Annotated in this window: 15 protein-coding genes; 3 read left to right on the forward strand and 12 right to left on the reverse strand. The window is 66.2% G+C overall.

The window, feature by feature from the left end; all coding sequences use genetic code 11:
- Window positions 1–23: 23 nt before the first annotated feature.
- The 4 genes from EV667_RS15520 to EV667_RS15535 all read right to left on the reverse strand — a co-directional run bounded on the left by EV667_RS15520 (window position 24) and on the right by EV667_RS15535 (window position 3428).
- Window positions 24–869: a transporter substrate-binding domain-containing protein gene (locus EV667_RS15520; protein WP_131836193.1), complete on the reverse strand. Its 846-nt coding sequence runs from the start codon at window positions 867–869 to the stop codon at window positions 24–26.
- Between the two features lie 33 nt (window positions 870–902).
- The gene (locus tag EV667_RS15525) at window positions 903–2222 is read right to left on the reverse strand and encodes an NtaA/DmoA family FMN-dependent monooxygenase (protein ID WP_131836194.1); all 1320 of its coding nucleotides are present in this window, start codon (window positions 2220–2222) and stop codon (window positions 903–905) included.
- Window positions 2223–2436: 214 nt separating this feature from the next.
- Entirely contained in the window at window positions 2437–3075 is a 639-nt protein-coding gene (locus tag EV667_RS15530; protein ID WP_131836195.1) for a general stress protein, read from the reverse strand.
- 41 nt (window positions 3076–3116) lie between these two features.
- Complete coding sequence (locus EV667_RS15535) at window positions 3117–3428, reverse strand: PepSY domain-containing protein (protein ID WP_131836196.1); 312 nt, start codon at window positions 3426–3428, stop codon at window positions 3117–3119.
- Between the two features lie 238 nt (window positions 3429–3666).
- Here EV667_RS15535 and EV667_RS15540 point away from each other — a divergent pair, with 238 nt between their 5' ends.
- Entirely contained in the window at window positions 3667–3933 is a 267-nt protein-coding gene (locus EV667_RS15540) for a hypothetical protein (RefSeq protein ID WP_131836197.1), read from the forward strand.
- 221 nt (window positions 3934–4154) lie between these two features.
- Here the strand turns inward: EV667_RS15540 and EV667_RS15545 are convergent, their stop codons facing one another.
- A complete protein-coding gene (locus EV667_RS15545) occupies window positions 4155–4445 on the reverse strand; it encodes a BrnA antitoxin family protein (protein ID WP_207907757.1) in 291 nt (96 codons plus the stop codon).
- A gap of 230 nt (window positions 4446–4675) precedes the next feature.
- On the opposite strand from EV667_RS15545, the gene EV667_RS15550 reads away from it, so the two are divergent.
- Window positions 4676–5308, forward strand: coding sequence for a pyridoxamine 5'-phosphate oxidase family protein (locus EV667_RS15550; protein WP_131836199.1), 633 nt, complete (start codon window positions 4676–4678; stop codon window positions 5306–5308).
- 23 nt (window positions 5309–5331) lie between these two features.
- Here EV667_RS15550 and EV667_RS15555 read toward each other — a convergent pair whose 3' ends face one another.
- The 7 genes from EV667_RS15555 to EV667_RS15585 all read right to left on the reverse strand — a co-directional run bounded on the left by EV667_RS15555 (window position 5332) and on the right by EV667_RS15585 (window position 13241).
- Window positions 5332–5706, reverse strand: a complete 375-nt coding sequence (locus tag EV667_RS15555) for a Na+/H+ antiporter subunit G (RefSeq protein WP_131836200.1) — start codon at window positions 5704–5706, stop codon at window positions 5332–5334.
- 7 nt (window positions 5707–5713) lie between these two features.
- On the reverse strand, window positions 5714–5983 hold the full coding sequence (locus EV667_RS15560) for a K+/H+ antiporter subunit F (protein ID WP_131836201.1): 270 nt from the start codon (window positions 5981–5983) through the stop codon (window positions 5714–5716).
- Entirely contained in the window at window positions 5980–6468 is a 489-nt protein-coding gene (locus EV667_RS15565; protein ID WP_207907780.1) for a Na+/H+ antiporter subunit E, read from the reverse strand. The genes EV667_RS15560 and EV667_RS15565 overlap by 4 nt, the downstream gene beginning before the upstream one ends.
- Window positions 6469–6475: 7 nt before the next feature.
- Window positions 6476–8005 carry a monovalent cation/H+ antiporter subunit D gene (locus EV667_RS15570; protein ID WP_131836203.1) on the reverse strand — a complete coding sequence of 510 codons (1530 nt, stop codon included), beginning with the start codon at window positions 8003–8005 and terminating at the stop codon, window positions 6476–6478.
- Entirely contained in the window at window positions 8002–8400 is a 399-nt protein-coding gene (locus EV667_RS15575) for a Na+/H+ antiporter subunit C (protein WP_131836204.1), read from the reverse strand. The genes EV667_RS15570 and EV667_RS15575 overlap by 4 nt, the downstream gene beginning before the upstream one ends.
- Before the next feature lie 3 nt (window positions 8401–8403).
- A complete protein-coding gene (locus tag EV667_RS15580) occupies window positions 8404–11259 on the reverse strand; it encodes a monovalent cation/H+ antiporter subunit A (protein ID WP_131836205.1) in 2856 nt (951 codons plus the stop codon).
- Window positions 11260–11849: 590 nt separating this feature from the next.
- Window positions 11850–13241, reverse strand: coding sequence for an Nramp family divalent metal transporter (locus tag EV667_RS15585; protein ID WP_131836206.1), 1392 nt, complete (start codon window positions 13239–13241; stop codon window positions 11850–11852).
- 717 nt (window positions 13242–13958) lie between these two features.
- Between EV667_RS15585 and EV667_RS15590 the strand changes: the two genes are divergently transcribed.
- Window positions 13959–16241 (forward strand): FdhF/YdeP family oxidoreductase, encoded by a 2283-nt coding sequence (locus tag EV667_RS15590; protein ID WP_131836207.1) that lies wholly within the window; start codon window positions 13959–13961, stop codon window positions 16239–16241.
- Window positions 16242–16266: the final 25 nt, after the last annotated feature.

The following is a 16266-nucleotide window of genomic DNA, read 5'->3' on the forward strand; positions in this document are numbered from 1 at the left end:
GCCGTTCTCCGGGTGGGGCGCGGTCAGTTGGTCTTCTCGCAGGCCGCTTCCGCCGCGAGCGTGGCCACCGGCACGTATTTCTTGCGGATGGTGGTGTAGGTGCAGTCCTTGATCATCTCGGCGAGCGCGGTGTTGACGCGCTTGACCAGCTCTTCGCTCTTCTTCGGGAAGATCCAGCTATAGCCGCGCTCGGCCTCGGGGATGGCGGGGTCGCCCAGCCAATGGTCGCCGCCGGCGAGCATGTAGTCCTTGCCCTCGGGCTTGGCGATCAGTTCCAGCGTCCAGTTGATCTTGGAATCGAAGACGAGGTCGAGCCGCCCGGCGAGCAGGTCGAGCTTCATCTGGTCGGGATTGTCGTAATAGACCTCGACGAAGGTGTCCTTGCCGAAATGCTTGTGGATGTAAGGCACCATGGAGGCGCCGCGCTGCAGCGCGATGCGCAGGCCCTTGCCGGTGACGCCTTCCTTGGTGAGCGTCAGATTGCTGTCCTTCTTCACGATGAAGGTCGCCGGGTTGTAGACGATCGGCGTGGCGAAGAGCGCCTTGTCGACCCGCTCGGGGGTCGGCGAAATCTGGGTGACGATGCCGTCGAACTTGCCCTGCAGCATGGACGGGATCAGCGCCTTGAAGTCCATGACCACGATCTCGCAGTCGGCGCCGATGCGCTTGCACATTTCGCGCGCCAGCTCCGGCTCCATGCCGGTGAGGGTGCCGGAGGATTCGACCATGGAGAAGGGCGGGTAGACGCCCTCATTGCCGAGCTTGAGCTTTTCGGCGGAAGCGGCCGACAGGCCGGCACTCGCCAGGAGCACGCCGAGGGCGAAGGCACCGGCCCGGCGGAGAGGATGATGCGGCAGGCGTGTGATCATCGGCGTCATTCCATGGTGAGGGGCGGTTTGGGATCAGAATTCGGTCAGCGTGTCGCGCAGATGCTGGTGGGTGTAGGCGGCGCGTGTCAGGCCCCGGCGCTGCAGGACCGGCACCAGCCCGTCGGTGATGGTGGAAACCGAGCGGCGCGAGACGTCGGAGAGGGCGATGAGAAAGCCGTCGCCGCCGATCTCCTCCATGATCTCGTCCATCTGGCTGGCGACGCTGTCGGGCGTGCCCACCACGTCGACGCAGTAGCCGCCGCTCACATGGTCGAGCATCGCCTCGCGCAGCGGCTTGTCGCCGGCGCGGGTAAGGAACTGCGAGAGCGAGGACTGGTGGCCATTGGTGGTGAGGCTGAGCTGGCTGACCGGCGTGTCGAGATCGAGGCTGGAGAGATCGAGATTGGTGCTCCAGCCGAAGCGGGCCATGCGCGTGTCGAGGTTCTGCGCGGCGGAGACGCGGCGCTGGTCGGCCGCCCATTTCGCCTGGTCCTCGGTCTCGGCGACGATGGGCGAGAGCAGGAACAGGATCTTGCAGTCGTCCGGGTTGCGGCCGAGCGAGGCCATCTGCGCCCGCACGTCGTCGCGGTACTGCTTCATGGCGGCGACGCCGTTGGGCGCGGCGACGATGGTGTCGGCGTGGGTGGCGGCGATCTTGCGCCCGCTCTTCGAGCCGCCGGCCTGCGCGATCACCGGCTGGCCCTGCGGGCACGGCCCGGAATTGAGCGGGCCGCGGGAAGAGTAATAGGTCCCGCGATAGTCGATGGTGTGGACCTTGGCGGGGTCGATCAGAACGCCGTTCTCGCGGTCGTCGAGGAAGGCGCCGGGCTCCCAGGAACCCCACAGGCTCTTGACGATGTCGATATATTCTTCCGCCATCAGATAGCGTTCATCGTGCTCGGGCAGTTTATCCATGCCGAAGTTCTGGGCCGAGAAATCCGACGAGCCCGTCACCATGTTCCAGCCGGCACGCCCGCCCGAAATCTGATCGAGCGAGGAAACGATGCGGGCGGTGAGGTAGGGGTGGTAGGCGAAGGTGGAGAGCGTCGGCACGATGCCGAGCTTGCGCGTCGAGGCGGCCAGCAGCGTGGCGACCACGCTGGGCTCCTGCCGGGGGATGCAGATGCCGCCCTTCAGGAAGATGTCGCGGGAATTCTGCCAGTTCTCGCCGACATAGATGGAATCTTCGATGAGCAGATAATCGAAGCAGGCGCGCTCCATCGACCGCACGAGGTCGACAAAGAGATCGGCACTCATCCAGTCCTGACCGATATTGCCGGTCCACGGCTCGCCCCACGCCTGAACGCTGGAGCCCTGGAGAAACCAGGCGAGATGGAAAGGATTCGCCGTCATGCACGCACCTTCTTCCTGATCCGCGCGCCGACTTCCGTCGACACGCACAGCAGGTTAAAGGCGGGTCCCCCGGGGGGAGTATCGCCAAGAGGCGAAGCTTGGTTTTCTGCTTGAGAATTAAGCCTGCCTAAAACAGGTGCAGATTACACCATTTTCCGTCAGGCCCACGAAAAATGCCGGGCCCTTGCGAGCCCGGCATCGTGTTCGTCAAGCCTCACGCGCGATAGCGGTCGCGTTCTTTCTGGACTTCCGGGGCGGTATAAGCCGGCGCATCGGGATCGAAGCGGGTCCAGCCCTCGTCGCGATAGATGCGCTCGCGCGCCGTCACATCCACGGCCGCCTCGTCATCGAGAATGGCCTGGGCCTCAACCTCGTGCTCGTCGGGAACGCGGGCCGAGACCACGGTGCCGCCACGGCGCACGCCTTCGGCATAGACATGAGCCCGCTCCTCGGGAACGCCCTCGGAGGTCATCGCGCCGACCATGCCGCCGACGGCGCCACCCGCCGCCGCGCCGGCTACCAGGCCTGCGCCGGTCGCCACCAGCCAGCCGGCCGCGACCACCGGGCCGACGCCGGGAATGGCCATCAGCCCGAGGCCGGTGAGCAGGCCGCCGGCACCGCCCAGCACGGCACCGATGCCAGCACCCGTGGCCGCGCCCTCGCCCGCATGGCTCTCTTCATGCGTGCCCGTGCGGGTCTCGGTGTGGGTCGTCGTGGTATCGCGGCCATACCAGTCATCGGCATTGTTCGCGACGAGGCTGATCTGCGCGCGGTCGATGCCCAGAGCCTGAAGCCGGTTCACAGCCGTGAGGGCATCGTCATAATTGTCGAAAAGTCCGGAAACGGTCGCCATGTGTTCCTCCCAGCGGATCCTGTCGAGGACCCCGGTTACATTCAGTTCGGGAAAACGTTGCCCTGATAGTCGAGCGCGACGTCGTGCGAGGCGCCGGCCTTCATGGCCTTGCCGCGCCAGACGCCGTCAGCGTCCTTGGCAAGGCCGGTCACGTCAGCGAAGCCGCGCGCTTCGATGCGCTCCTTGGCCTGCGCCTCGGTGAAGCTGTTGGCGCCCTTGGCGGGCTCGGACGGCTGGGGCGCGCTCTCGGTGGTCACGGCGGGGGTGGCGGGATCCTGAGTGGCCGGCGGGGTCTGGGCCCAGGCGGGAACAGCGATCGCAACCGCAGCGATGATGGGCAGAACGTGCTTCATTTGATGGCCCTCTGATCACAAAATGTGAAGAGTGAACGCCATTTAGGCAGATCGGTTCCCTTCCGGCGCCACAGATTGGGCGGCAGTCGCGGCAGACTCTAAGAACAGAAAAGGTGGGGAAGCAGTCGAGGGAGAGGGGCGCCGGGAACGCCGCGACGCGCCCGCCGCCGGCGGGGCGCCCTTGACCCGAACGGCCGGCGCGCTTGATTAGATGGCGAGCCCCATGCAAGGAAACGTCATGGAAAACCGCCTTCCCCTCACGGCCCTTCTCGTCGCGCTGACGCTCTCCGCCAGCGTGGGCGTCGTATCGGCCCAGTATTCAGGCAATCCGGCGCTGCGAAATCCGGGCGCGACGACGCCGATCCCTAAGCGCGCCGATCCGCCGCCGCAGACGTGGGAGCCCGCGCCTCAGCCCCCGCCGGTGGTGCGCGAGAACAATCCCAATCCGAGTTGCATCACCTTGCCGTGCAACGCCCCGCCGATCATCCGCCGGTCGCCTTCCTGAGGGCGCCTGCGGAGCGGAGCGGAAGCGGCGCTCGAGGGACTTTGCGCCTGTCTGCCCCTTGGGGACAGTCATCCCGGCTGCGGTGAGAAGCGGTGAGCAAGCCGGGACCGCCCACCGGGATGGACGCCGAAGCGATCCCCACAGCGCCTGCGGTCCTCATTGGATGGAGCAGGCGACCGAATTTCAATACAGGCGGCCAGAGCCCGCCCGCCTTCGGGCGGCTAGAGCCCGGCCGCCTTGCGCAGAGCGGCATTGACCCGATCCTGCCAGCCGGGGCCGTCCTGCTGGAAATGCTCCAGCACATCCCTGTCGAGCCGCAGCGACACCATTTCCCGGGCGTTGGGGAGCGACGGCGCCTTGGCCGAAAGCGTGTTTCCCGCCGTGGTCGTGGCAGTCTTCGGCGCGGGCATCGCTGCGGGCATCGCGGCTGGTTTGGCGGTCGCACTCTTGAAGGCCGCTTCGGCGACATCGCGGGCGGAGCCGATGGTGCGTCGTGTGGGGGTCATTGCCATAGGGGGTCCTCGAATCTCCTGCAGACTACAACTCAACACCGCCCGCCCGCCAGCCTGCACGGCGATTTCGGCGGCATGGGCGCGGCGTGGCTCCCTTCAGGCACGGCTCGGGCGCGCTTGAAATCGGCTTGAAATCTGTTCTTGAAATCTCTTGCGGGCGGGCATCAGGCCAGCCACGCTGGCGCAAAGAGGTTGCGTCGGCGCGAGGGCGCGCTGGCCGGAGGTTCTTCATGTCCTATGGCTTCCTCGATATCGCCATCACCCCCAGCGTCCGGGCGGCGCAGGAAAAGATGGGGGTGGATCATCTTTGGAAGGACTTCAGGGGCGACCGCCCTTCCGACCGCTTCACCCAGAGCGAGGCGCTGTTCATCGCCGCGCGCGACAGCTTCTACATCGCCAGCGTTTCCGAGACCGGCTGGCCTTATGTGCAGCACCGGGGCGGGCCGCCCGGCTTTCTCAAGATGATCGACGACCGCACGCTCGCCTTCGCCGATTACAGCGGCAACCGCCAGTACATCAGCACCGGCAATGTCGCGGCCAACAGGCGGGCCTGCCTGTTCCTGATGGACTATCCCCGGCGCACCCGCCTCAAGATCTATGCCCATGCCGAAGTCCTGCCCCTCGACGCCGAACCGGAGCTGACCGAGCAACTGAGCCCGCAGGGCTATCGCGCCCGGCTGGAACGGCTGTTCCGGCTGCGGCTCGACGCCTTTGACTGGAACTGCCCCCAGCACATCACCCCGCGCTTCACCGAGACGGAAATCACCGACGCCGTGCGCCCGCTGCGCGACCGGCTGGCGCAGTTGGAAGCGGAGAATGCCGAGCTGCGCGAGCGCCTCGCGATGGGAGCGAAAGAAGGCTGAGCCCCGCACGTCGGGCGCCGGCCTCAAGGTCCCTTGGCCGGCCGAGGGGGCTGCAGCGTCGCCCAGCCGGTGTCCGCGCCGGCCGGGGTGAGTTCCCCGCGCTCGCGCGCGCTTCGCAGAATATGCGCCTTGGCGATCATGTTGGCGCTGATCGGGGCGGTGAGGAACAGGAACAGCGTGATCAGCAGCTCATGGATGGAGAGCTGGCCGTGCTGGAAAAAGAAATACAGCATGGAGGCTATCAGCAGGCTGCCGATGCCGAGCGTCGTCGCTTTGGTCGGCCCGTGCAGCCGGCGCATCGTGTCCGGCAGCTTCGCCAACCCGAGCGAGCCGACCAGAAGGAAGAACGCGCCGATGACGAGAAGCGCGCTGATGATCAGTTCGATGACGAACGACATGGTGCCCTCACTCGATCACATTGCCGCGCAGCAGGAATTTGCAGAACGCCACCGTCGTCACGAAGCCGACCATGGCGAACAGCAGCGCGACCTCGAAATACATGGTGGTGGCGAAGATGATGCCGAACAGGACGATGAGGCCGATCGCGTTGATCGCCAGCGTGTCCAGCGCCAGCACGCGGTCGGGCGCGTCCGGCCCCTTGAGCAGCCGGTAAAGGGTGAGCGCCAGCGACAGGCCGACGGCGCCGACGGCGATCATCGAAGCGGTGGCTATCATTCAAATATCCTCTTCAGGCGGCGCTCATACCGGCTCTTGGCGTTGGCCACGACCTCGTCGGGGTCCGAGGCCTCCAGGCAATGGACCAGCAGCGAGCGGCCATCGGCGCTGATATCGGCGCTCACCGTGCCGGGAGTCATGGTGATGGTTCCGGCGAAGACCACGATGGCCTCCGGCGTCTTCAGGTCCAGCGGCACGGTGACATAGCGCGAGTGCAGGCTGTCGCCGCGCCGGAACAGGATGAGCCAGGCCACCTGCACGTTCGACACCACGATGTCCCACAGCACGATGAGGACATATTCGGCGATGGTGAACGGCGCTTTCAGCCGCACCCGGTCCGGCCAGAAACGGGCGGTGTACCAGGGGATGAGCAGGCCCAGCGCAACGCCGAGAACGACGCCGCCGGCGCTCACCTCGTTCAGCAGCAGCGACCAGACCACCGCGATGACAACGGACAGAACGGGATGGGGGAAGAGGCGCGCCATCATCGTCTCACTCCCCCAGCCCGGCGGAACGGGTGTTGGTGGGCCCCAGCACGGCCTCGACATACCCCGCGCGGTCGAGCGATTGCCGGGCGGTGGCGTCCATCCAGTCCATGGCCGGGCCGGCGGCGCCGGTCCAGGCGCCGGTGAGCGCCAGCAGCAGCACGATGGCGGTGATCGGCAGCGGGGCGAGCCGCCGGCGGGGACCGACGCCGGGCGGGCCACTCGCCCAGAACAGCACGGCGCCGGCCCGCACGAAACCGAGCGTCAGCGCGAGGCTGGCACCGAGGATCAGCGCCCAGATCCACGGCCAGCCCGCCGAGGACCGCACCGCCTCCAGGATCATTACCTTGCCGAGGAAGCCCGACAGCGGCGGCAGGCCGACCATGGCCACCGCGCAGAGCAGGAACAGGCCGCCGACCAGGATCTCGCCGCGCATGGCGGGCGCCGGCAGCAGGCGATCCCCCACGGCGCCGCGCCCTTCCAGCACCAGCCCGGCGAGCAGGAACAGCGCCGCCCCGGCAAGCGAGGAATGGACGATGTAGTAAAGCGCGGCGGAAACCCCGGTCTCGTCGAACAGCCCCAGCGCGATCAGCAGCGTACCCATGGAGGCGACGATGGCAAAGGCGGACAGGCCTCGCAGGCTGCGGCTGCCCACCACGCCGACGGTGCCGAGCAGAAGCGTCACCACCGCCGCCGGCAGGACGAAGGGCGCGGCGACCAGCGCCAGCGCGCCCGCCTCCGCGCCGAACACCAGCCCATAGACGCGCAGGATGGCGTAGGCGCCGACCTTGGTCATGATCATGAACATGGCGGCGGCCGGCGCGGAGGTCGCGGCATAGGTCGCCGGCAGCCACCAGTGCAGCGGCACCAGCGCGGCCTTGGTGGCGAAGACAAGGAACAGCAGCAGCGCCCCGGCTTTCAGCAGGCCCTGATCCGCCGGCGCCACCTCTGGCACCTTCATGGCGAGATCGGCCATGTTCAGCGTGCCGGTGACGGCATAGATCAGCCCGACGCCGATGAGGAACAGCGCCGAGGCGATGAGGTTGATGGCGACATAGTGGAAGCCCGCTTTCAACCGCGCCGGACCGCCGCCATGCAGCATCAGCCCGTAGGAGGCGATCAGCATGACCTCGAAGAACACGAACAGGTTGAACACGTCGCCGGTGAGGAAGGCCCCGTTGATGCCCAGCAACTGGAACTGCAGCAGGGTATGGAAATGCTGCCCGCGCCGGTCCCAGCCGGCGGCGGCGTAGAGCACGACGCACAGCGACAGCACCCCGGTGAGCACCAGCATGGTCGCCGACAGGAGGTCGAGAACCAGCACGATGCCGAAGGGGGCGGGCCAGTCGCCCAGCCGGTAGGCCTGCGGCACCCCGTCCGACGCCTCAACCGCGAGGCCGATCGCCACCAGAAGGCCGAGCGCGGTGGCGACGATCGAGACGATGCGCTGGGCCTGCGGCCGATGCCGAAGCGTCAGCAGCAGGAAGGCCGCGGTGAAGGCCGGCAGGACGGCCGGCATGATGATCCAGTTGTTCATGCCCGTGTGGCCTCACCCGCCGGCGTGCCGGCAGGGTCACTGTCCGGGGCGGCGGCAGGCTCCTTGGCCGCCTCCGCAAGGCTGAGATCGGTGCGGTCGGAGCCGGTCTCTAGGAAGCCGCGCAGCCCCAGCACCACGATCAGCGCCGTCATGCCGAAGGAAATGACGATGGCGGTCAGCACCAGTGCCTGCGGCAGCGGGTCGGTATAGGCCGCATCGGGCGTGATGATCGGCGGCAGGTTGATGGTCAGCCGTCCCATGGCGAACAGGAAGGCGTTGACCGCGTAGGACAGGAAGGTCAGCCCGACAATGACCGGAAAGCTCCGCCCCTGCAGAATCAGGAACAGGCCGGTGGCGGTCATCAGGCCGATGGCGCTGGCGACAAGCATTTCCATGGCTCAGGCCTCCCTCGGCTGGGGGTGCAGGGGCGCCGCATCGAGCGGCAGATCCATCGGCTGTTCCGGCGTGGGCAGCGGGTCGACGCTCTGGCCGACGCGCGAGAGCTGCGCCAGCGACAGCACCATCACGCCGACCACGGTGAGGAAGACGCCGAGGTCGAACAGCAGGGCCGAAGCCAGCTCGAACGTGCCGACCACCGGCAGGGTGAAATAGCCGAAGGTGCTGGTGAGGAAGGGCTTGCCGAACGCCCAGGCGGCAATGCCGGTGAGCCCGGCAATGCCGACGCCGGCGCCGATCATCGCCTGCGAATCGATGCGCTTGCGGTCGGCCACCCAGCGATAGCCGGAGGCGACATATTGCAGCATCAGCGCGATGGCCACCACAAGCCCGGCGATGAAGCCGCCGCCCGGCTGATTGTGCCCGCGCAGGAAAATGAAGACCCCCACCGCCAGCGCCAGCGGCAGCAGCGCGCGCGCCGCGACCACGAGCATGGGCGGATGAACGTCGCCGGACTCCTCCTGCGGCATCAGCATACGCACCCGCTTCAGCGCCCCCGCCGGCAGTCTGGGGTCGAGCAGGGCGAAGATGGCGACCGCCGCGATGCCGAGAACGATGATCTCGGCAAAGGTGTCGTAGCCGCGGAAGTCGACCAGGATGACGTTGACGACGTTGGTCCCTCCCCCGCCGGGCTTCGACTGCGCCAGGAAATAGTCGGCGATCGAGGCGCCATCGCGCGTCATCACCGCATAGGCGAGCAGCCCTATGCCCAGCCCGCCGACACCGGCAATCGCGCCGTCGCGCCACCGCGCCGGCAGGCTGAACTCGTTGGGGCTGGTCTTGGGCAACAGGTTAAGCGCCAGCAGCATCAGGATGGTGGTGACGACATCGACCGACACCTGCGTCAGCGCCAGATCCGGCGCCGAGAACTGCACGAAGCCGAGCGCCACGATCAGCCCCACCACGCTGGTCAGGATCAGCGCCAGCAGCCGGTCGCGGTGCCGCATCACGGTGGCGAGGCACGCCACGACAAGCGCCAGCCAGGCGATGAGCGCGGGGAGCGTGACCGGGATCATCGCCCGGGTGCCCGCCTCGTGCGACGCGGTCGCCATGGCATAGACGCCGGTGGCGACCAGCACGGCAAGGATCACCCTGAAATAGAAGGCGAGCGAGCCGTCATGAGACCACGCGGTCGCGCGGCGGGCGGCGAGCACCACCGCGCTGGAGCCCGCCTCGAACAGCGCCTTCGCCTCCGGGCGCGGGAAGCGCCGCCGCAGCGCATCCATGCGCTCCTGCGTCAGGAACAGCATAGCGCCGCCGGCGAAGGCGACGGCGCTCATGATCAGCGCCGGCGTCAGCCCGTGCCAGAGCGCCAGATAATAATCGGGCAGCGGCCCGCCGATCACCGCCCCGGCGGTCAGCGCCACAAGCCCGCCCGCCACCGCGCCGGGAAACAGGCCGATGGCGAGCACCGGCACGATGAGAAGCGCGACCGGCAGCCACATGCCCACCGGCGGATCGTGCGGGTGATGGGGGTAATCGTGCCGGACCGGGCCGAGAAAGGTGCGGATGGCAAAGCGCGCGGAGTAGCCAACAGAGAGCAGCGCCCCGAGGGTGGCGAGCACCGGGAACAGCCAGGCCATGCCGGCATAGGTGGTGTGGGCGGCCTCCTCCAGCATCATTTCCTTGGACAGGAAGCCGTTGAAGAACGGCACGCCCGCCATCGAGGCGGTGGCCAGCATGGCGAGTGTCGCGGTGATCGGCATCAGGCTGGCGAGCCCGCCGAGCCGCCGCACATCGCGCGTGCCGGCCTCATGGTCGACAATGCCGGCGCTGAGGAACAGCGCCGCCTTGAAGGTCGCATGGTTGAGGATGTGGAACACCGCCGCCACCGCCGCCATCTTCGTGCCGAGGCCCAGCAGCATCGTGACGAGCCCGAGATGGCTTACCGTGGAGAAGGCCAGCAGGCTCTTCAGGTCGTCGCGGAAATTGGCGATCCACGCCCCGATCACCATCGTCGCCAGCCCGACCGGCGCCACGATGAGGAACCACGCCTCGGTGCCGGCCAGCGCAGGCCACAGCCGCGCCAGCAGGAAAATCCCCGCCTTCACCATGGTGGCAGAGTGCAGATAGGCCGACACCGGCGTCGGCGCCGCCATGGCGTGCGGCAGCCAGAAATGGAACGGGAACTGCGCGCTCTTGGTAAAGGCGCCGATAAGGATCAGCACCAGCGCCGGCAGATAGAACGGCGAGGCCTTGATGATGTCGCCGCGTGCCAGAATCTCGGAAATCTCATAGCTGCCGGCAATGTTGCCGAGCAGCAGCAGCCCGCCGATCAGCGCGAGGCCGCCGCCGCCGGTGACGATGAGGGCCATGCGCGCCCCCTGCCGCGCATCGGCGCGATGGCGCCAGAAGCCGATCAGCAGGAAGGAGGTCAGGCTGGTGAGTTCCCAGAACACCAGCAGGAGGATGACGTTGTTGGACAACACCACGCCCAGCATCGCCCCTTGGAACAGCAGGAGGTAGGCGTAGAAACGCCCCATCGGGTCGGCGCGGTCTAGATAGAAGCGCGCGTAGACAATGACCAGCAGGCCGATGATGAGGATCATCGCCGCGAAGAAGAAGCCCAGCCCGTCCAGCATGAAGGAGAAGGACAGCTGGATCTGCGGCACCCAGGGCAAGCTGACGCTGACCACCTCTCCGGCAAAGACCGCCGGCGCCTGCGACAGCAACAGCGCGAGCGCCGCCAACGACACGAAGCCTGTCGCCCCCGCGCAGACATCGCGCCCCGAGCGGATGAGGAGCGCGGGAAGAATGGCGCCGATCAGCGGCAGAAGGGGAATGAGCCAGAGCACCATCAGAACATCATCCCGCCGAAAGCCATCCCGCGCCATCCGCCGACGGAGGGCCGCACCGTCTCATGCGCGCCGGGCCGATGCTGCACCGGGGCGCCACGCGCGCCGGATGGCCCGCCGTCCTGCCACCCGTCGCGAAGCGCCGTACGCCGCCGCCGGCCACGTGCCTGGCGATGATGGCTTGAGCGCCGCCCTGCCAATCCCTTGAAATCGCAGTCATTCCGAGACAATCGTGACAATCCTGTTCCGCCGTAGTTTCGATAAGACTAGAGGCTCGTCAATACGGGCAGGGCAAAGTTCAGGCAAAACGCAATAGGCCCAGCGCTCGCGCGGACGTGGCGCGACGATCTAATAAAGTGAGAAGACGGAAAATGGATGTCAGATGATCTCATGCACGGCAGCTCCTGCGTGGCGGCCCGACCGACGCAAAACCTGCCTCTACTGTGACGAGAAGAGACACCCTGCGGCTTTTCTAATGGATCGGGCGGCTCTTGTCACGCCGTTTGAGGCATGCCAGCGGCGTTCCCCAAAAAAGACCCCGCCTTCGGGAAGGCGGGGCAGTTTCGAGTGTCTCAGGCCCTAGGGAGAGGAATTCAGAGCCACCCGATCCAAATGACGTAGGCGCTGATCAACGCCAGCCCGACCGTGCCCACCCATGCCCAGGCGAACATGAACTTCGAGGGCATGAACTCCATTTCCTCAGGCGTCTTGAAGTTGCGCTTCACCGACTGGATGCTCAGCCAGAACAGCACCGGCGAGAACAGCAGCGCGACGAAGGAGGCGATCTGCACGACGAAGATCGGGTTGGGAAGGCCGTACACGATGCCGATGCCGGCAGCGGTCAGGAAGACCTGGAAGCCGCGATAGATGAGCTTGCGACGCTCCGGCGTATCGAGCGAGGCGCGCAGGCGCACCGCCGATTCCTCGACCAGCCGCGCCTGACCGTCGTAATAGGTGAAGACGGTCGAAAACAGCGCGGCGACACCGCCAGCGATGATGACCGGGAAAATCCACGCGCCGAAGGTATCGGTGTAGATGCGGGCGATGGTCAGGCCCATTTCGCGGCTCGACGGCACCAGCCCGATGGGGTGGAGCACGGCGGCGCCGACGATCAGGAAGATCATGCCGGTAAGACCGGAAATGATGTAGCTGATGTTCATGTCGCGCTTGAACAGTGTGAAGTAGTTGCGCATGTAGTTCGGTGCGAGTTCGACCTCGTAGCCCTGCCGGCGAAGATCACGCACCTTCACCATGCCGGACTTCTTGTCGACCGCCCAGTTCGACTGCATCGGCGCCACTTCGAGCGTCGTCGGGAAATAGCCCCACATGGCGCCGAACAGCAGCGCCGCGCCAATCGGCGGCAGGGTCGGCAGCAGGCGCGACATGTACTCGCCCGGCGACGGCGCCTGCAGGAAGAAGGCGATGAAGCACGAGAGGGCGAACACGATGATGAGCGCCTTCACCACCGCTTCCACGGCGGCATATTTGCCGAGCCAGAGAATGCCGACAGTCACGAGAAGGATGACGACCGACCAGAGCTCAAGCGACAGGAAGGGAAAGGCAGCCCAGATCATGGCGGCGCAGCCCAACGTGCGACCGGCGATGCCGAACGTGTTGGCCACGCCCTGGAACATCAGATACCAGAGCGGCCAGTTGCCCTTGCCGTGGCCGATGCGGTGATAGGCATCCATGATGGATTCGCCCTTCACCAGCGTATAGCGGTGGGCGAATTCGAAGGCGCAGTATTTCAGGATATAGGCGAAGGGAATGACCCAGAGCAGGGCGTAGCCATATTGGGCGCCTGCCGTGGGAGCATGCATGATGTGGCTGGCGCCGATGCCGGTCATGGCGGCAGCAACGCCAGGGCCCATGTGCCGCCATGTGCTGGCCGCGCCAAGGCCCGGCGCCTCAAGGCGAATGGTCTTTTTTTCCGGGTGCAGCTTGGCTCCCGCCTCAGCGTTTTCCGCGTCGGTGACGATATTCATGTGACGTTTCCTCTCCTCGGCTTGCCGAGCCGAACATCAGGTGTGGCAGGTCTTTTTCTCCTTGATGCCCGCCTCCGGAGGCGTGGCATAATTTATAACTAATCCATTGGACTGGAGGCGCGAACTATAGAATCGAACATATAACGCGATTGTGAGTTTTAATCATGTTGTATATTACACGTTCATGTTATGTTCTGATCTAATGATTTATCTTGGTGATTTTATATTTAAAATTTACTTTGATGCGGGCGTCGTGTCGGATGTCAGGCGCCGGAGGCTCGCCCGGTCGCCACCCCTGACAGGCCCCGCAGGGCCGGATTTATGCCGGATCTTCCCGCCGCGCGCGTTCACACGGCGCGTCGAAACCAGAGAAAAAGGCGCAGCTGCGCCGCAGATGGGGGAAAGGGTGTCGTGGCATAAGCGTGGCTCCCGCGCGGCGGCCCGACCAGCGCAAAAACCTGTCTCGGTCGCCGAACGCGACGTTGACACCCAACCAAAGGTCTAACCCATTTCCGCGACGGAAGCGACCGTTGAGGGACAGATTAATTGAGAAATAGCGTTTCGGTTCTAGCCGGCACCCGACGAATCACGAGTTAAATCGCTGGAACGGCACAGTTTAGACGTCCCCGCCGTCACACCGATGTGTCCGTCCGTGCGCCGTGCGCCGGAACCGAAGCGGCACCGGGCCATTAGCGTCTCACAGCCAAGGAGACCGAGATGACCGAACGCGCCCGGCACGAATCCTATGAACAACCCGTAGGCGGCTGGGGGTCGGCGAAGTCTCTTCTCAAACATTCCACCGAGCAGCATGCCGTTTCCGCCTTGGCAGCTCTGGTGGCGGACCACAACAAGACGGGCGGATACATGTGCACCAGCTGCGCATGGGCCAAGCCCGCCAAGCCTCACGCGGCAGAATTCTGCGAGAACGGCGCCAAAGCCACCTTCTGGGACGTGACCTCGAAGCGCACCACGCCCGACTTCTTCGCCCGCCACACCGTCTCCGAACTGCTGGGCTGGTCGGACTACGAGCTGGAGAAGGAAGGCCGCCTCACCCACCCCATGCGCTATGACGCCGGCACCGACCACTATGTCGAGGTGACGTGGGAGGAGGCCTTCGCGCAGATCGGGGCCCAGTTGCAGAGCTACCCGCCGAATGAGGCGGTATTCTACGCTTCAGGGCGGGCCTCGCTGGAAACCTCCTACATGTACCAGTTGCTGGCCCGGCTGCATGGCACCAACAACCTGCCGGACAGCTCCAACATGTGCCACGAGACCACCTCGGTGGCGCTGCCGCCGAGCCTGGGAACGCCTGTCGGCACGGTGCTGCTGGAGGATTTCGAGCACACCGACTGCATCCTTTCCTTCGGGCAGAATGTCGGCACCAATGCCCCACGACTGCTGCACCCCCTGCAGGAAGCGCGCGAGCGCGACGTGCCGATCGTCGTGTTCAATCCGCTGCGGGAGAAAGGTTGGGAGGCCTTCGTCAACCCGCAGCGGCCGGGCCAGATGCTCACCAACGAACCAACCCTCATCGCCACCCAGTATCACCAGGTGCGCGCCGGCGGCGACATCGCCGCCATGATGGGCATGGCCAAGGCGCTGCTGGCGCTGGACGACGAGGCGCGGGCATCCGGGGGCAAGCCGGTGCTGGACCACGCCTTCATCGCCGAGCACACGGACGGCTTCCCCGCCTTCGAGGCGAAGGTGCGCGAGACGAACTGGGACGAGATCGAGCGCGAGTCGGGGCTGCCCCAGGCCGCGCTGGAAGCCGCCGCCCTCACCTTCTCCCGCGCCCGCGCGGTCATAGCCATCTATGGCATGGGCCTGACCCAGCATCGCCTCGGCGTCGACGCCATCCAGACGCTGGTCAACCTTTTGCTGATGGGCGGACATATCGGCAAACCTGGCGCCGGCATCTGCCCGGTGCGCGGCCATTCCAACGTGCAGGGCCAGCGCACGGTCGGCATTGCCGAGAAGGCCGAGCTGGTACCGCTGGACAAGCTGGCGGAGCAGTTCGGCTTCCAGCCGCCGCGCGAGGACGGGCTGAACACGGTGGAAGTGTGCGAGGCGGTGATTGCCGGCAAGATCCGCGCCTTCATCGGCCTCGGCGGCAATTTCGTGCGGGCGATCCCCGAGCGGGAGCTGATGGAGCAGAAATGGCGGGAGATCGACCTCTCGGTGCAGATCGCCACCAAGCTCAACCGCACCCATCTGGTCACGGCGCGGGCAACCTATCTTTTGCCGACGCTCGTTCGTTCGGAGATTGACACCCAGCACAGCGGCCCGCAGATCGTGACGATCGAGGATTCGACCACCTGCGTCCACGCCTCGCGGGGAAAATTCCAGCCGGCGGCGGAAACGCTGCTGTCGGAACCGCGCATCGTCGCCGAGATCGCCAAGGCGACCTTGCCGCCGAACCCGCTCGTGCCGTGGGAGCGGTGGGTGGAGGACTATTCCATCGTGCGCGAGGCCATCGAGGAAACATTTCCCGACGATTTTCACGACTTCAACGCCCGGCTCGACACGCCCGGCGGCTTCCCCCGCCCGGTCGCGGCCCGCGAGCGCCGGTGGGAAACCGAGAACGGCAAGGCGAATTTCCAGATCCCCAAGGCATTGTCGGCGAGTTTCGACGACGGCACCGACGCCGATGTGCTGCGGCTTATCACGCTGCGCTCCAACGACCAGTTCAACACCACGGTCTATGGCGATGCCGACCGGCTGCGCGGCATTCACGGCTCGCGGCTTATCGTGATGATGAATCGCGACGACCGAATCCGGCTCGGTCTGACCGAGGATGGCAGGGCGCGGCTGGTGACGGCGGTCGATGACGGCATCTACCGTGCCATGAGCGGCTTCCAGGTGATCGACTACGACCTGCCGCCCGGCACCTGCGCCGCCTATTTCCCCGAGTGCAACGCGCTGATCCCGCTCTGGCACTACGCGCAAGGCAGCAAAACGCCCGCCGCCAAGTCCGTGCCGATCTGGGTCCGTCCGGACTGAGTGCTGCACTGCGGCAGGTGCCGGA

This window comes from Ancylobacter aquaticus (genome assembly GCF_004339465.1).
GTDB lineage: Bacteria > Pseudomonadota > Alphaproteobacteria > Rhizobiales > Xanthobacteraceae > Ancylobacter > Ancylobacter aquaticus.